At 30.6% G+C, this 2,168-nt stretch carries 3 protein-coding genes; all 3 read right to left on the bottom strand.

Going from position 1 to position 2,168, the window contains the following annotated elements; all coding sequences use genetic code 11:
- Positions 1–584 (bottom strand): tail fiber protein (locus CVD18_RS22085; RefSeq protein ID WP_103867614.1); only part of this gene is annotated, 584 nt, incomplete at its 3' end.
- Positions 585–643: 59 nt separating this feature from the next.
- Positions 644–1,453 carry a hypothetical protein gene (locus tag CVD18_RS22080; protein ID WP_103867613.1) on the bottom strand — a complete coding sequence of 270 codons (810 nt, stop codon included), beginning with the start codon at positions 1,451–1,453 and terminating at the stop codon, positions 644–646.
- Between the two features lie 120 nt (positions 1,454–1,573).
- Positions 1,574–1,942 (bottom strand): hypothetical protein, encoded by a 369-nt coding sequence (locus CVD18_RS22075; protein WP_146052910.1) that lies wholly within the window; start codon positions 1,940–1,942, stop codon positions 1,574–1,576.
- Positions 1,943–2,168 lie beyond the last annotated feature (226 nt).

The raw sequence follows: 2,168 nt of genomic DNA, 5'->3' as shown, positions 1-2,168 counted from the left end.
ACTCCATTTTGTTCAAATTCTTTTGCTGATGGTATTTCTGGCAGATGGCTATTTTCTTTTATAAAGTTTGCTACTTCTTCTATGCTTCTTAGTTTATAATCTTCTTTAAATACATAATCAGGTGCGGGAATATTAAGGTCGATTTTAACTTCCTTTGCGTGAATATTTCCATTTACCGTAAGTTTCATATCTGGGCTTGTTGTTCCTATACCAACATTACCATTAGATTTTATTCGCATATATTCTGTTTCATTTGCATAAAAAGCTAATCCAGAATGATTAGCCCACGGATTTTCTTGAACTGAAGCAATTCCTCCCCATTTCCATCCTTCGTGATTCCATCCATGCTTAAGTTTTATACCTATTCCATAACCAGACACCGTTGAACTATTTTGTGTGTTATTAATAACAGCAGGCCACGAAATAGCATCTTCTTGAATAACAACATGAAGTTTAGAAATAGCTGAACCAATTCCTATACCAACATTATCTCCCGTTGTCATATTTGCACCATTATCAGTCCATTGAGCATATGCTTGAGTAAAAGCCACAAAAATTAAGATTGTAAATATTTTTTTTCTCATTTCCTTTTTTAATTTATATCAATTAGTGTCTTAGAATATTCAAATGTTACCTTAGATTTTTATTTTTTGGATTCAAGCAACTTTTCAAACAGAAATCTTAATTCTGAAATTTCTTTTTGTTGTTTTTCTAGTTTTGAATTCTGCTGCTTAATTTCATTTTCCTGCTGGATTGTATAAAGGGTTAGTTCCTCAATTTTTTGGAGTAATTGTATTTGGAAATTTCCAATGTTAACCCCATTTTTTTCCATTTCTTTAGCTGAATCAATTTCAGGAAGATGTTTGTTGTCATTAATATATTTTGCAATAAAATCTAAAGAGGGCAATTTATAATCTTTTTCAAATACAAAATCAGCAGTTGGAGTTAAGGTAACCTTTATTTCTTTTGCTTCGAATCTACCATATAAAGCAGCGTTTCCTGTATGTGAAACTTTTAATAGGTTTCCATTAATGTTTCGAAAATTAAACCCTCTAATACTAGAGTTATTTGCAATATTTACCCCATCATCATTAACTCCTATACTTAGTTTATATCTATTGGTATTAGAACCCGTTAGAAATTCTATTCTTTGCTTGGCATTTAATAGATTAATCCCTCTAACACTAGAATTATTTGCAATATTTACTCCATCATCATTAACCCCTATGCTTAGCTTATACCCACTAGTATTATTGCCTTCTAAAAATGCTAAATGCTGTCCTCCATTTCTAACATATAATTTTGAAATTGGATTATCAGTTCCAACACCAATATTACCGTTTTTATAAACAAAATCACTTTTGCCACTATTTCCCGTTAGAATTTTCTCTTGTGCTTTAACATTAAAACTAACTCCGATTATTAATATTATAATAAAAATATTTTTTTTCATTAAATTTTCTTGTTTGTTATTAATGTCTCAATAGTTGTAATTGTTACTTAGATTTTGAGGAATTGTTTATAACGTCAGACTGCATGCTTTGCATGCTGTTGTGTCGTTTTATTATTTCGTTCACGGAAATTTCAGGCCAAGTTCATTTATTTCTTTGTCAACTTTTATCCATTCAACTCTTTGGTCAATGTCTTTTTCTACAGGACTGACTATCATAAACAAGTCAGTCAAATAAATTACTTCTACGGTTCTCTTATTGTATCCTAATGCTCCAACATCTTGCATTTGAAATTCTACTTTTTTAAAGGGTAAATGCCCATTTTGATATAAGATGGTTTGTGTTTTCCAGCTACTTGAAGAGAACATGATTTTCAGCGGTCCAATTATTATGATTCCCATCAAGACAATAATTGAAAGAGTAGATCCTATTATTTTCCACTTTATTGTTTTTAATGTCCATAGATTCCACGCTAGGGTTATTGGAGGCAATATCATTATTCCTAGATAAGTGAATGACTTTATCGGCTGATTTTTGATCTCAAATGAAGTAAGCCCCTCAAGTAGAAAAAGTAAGGTTGTCAGAATAAAAACCCCGTTCAAAATTTTTGATATGTATTTTTTAGTCGTCATCTTCTTAATCTCGACTAACGTCAAATTTAATTAATGAAAATCAAGATGTTGAAAAGTCTAGATCTTCGGGTTTGATATCAAATTT

The sequence above is a fragment of the Aquimarina sp. I32.4 genome, from assembly GCF_002924285.1.
Lineage (GTDB): Bacteria > Bacteroidota > Bacteroidia > Flavobacteriales > Flavobacteriaceae > Aquimarina.
The sequence above is the reverse complement of the archived record's forward strand: the minus strand, read 5'-3'. Positions and strand labels throughout refer to the sequence as shown.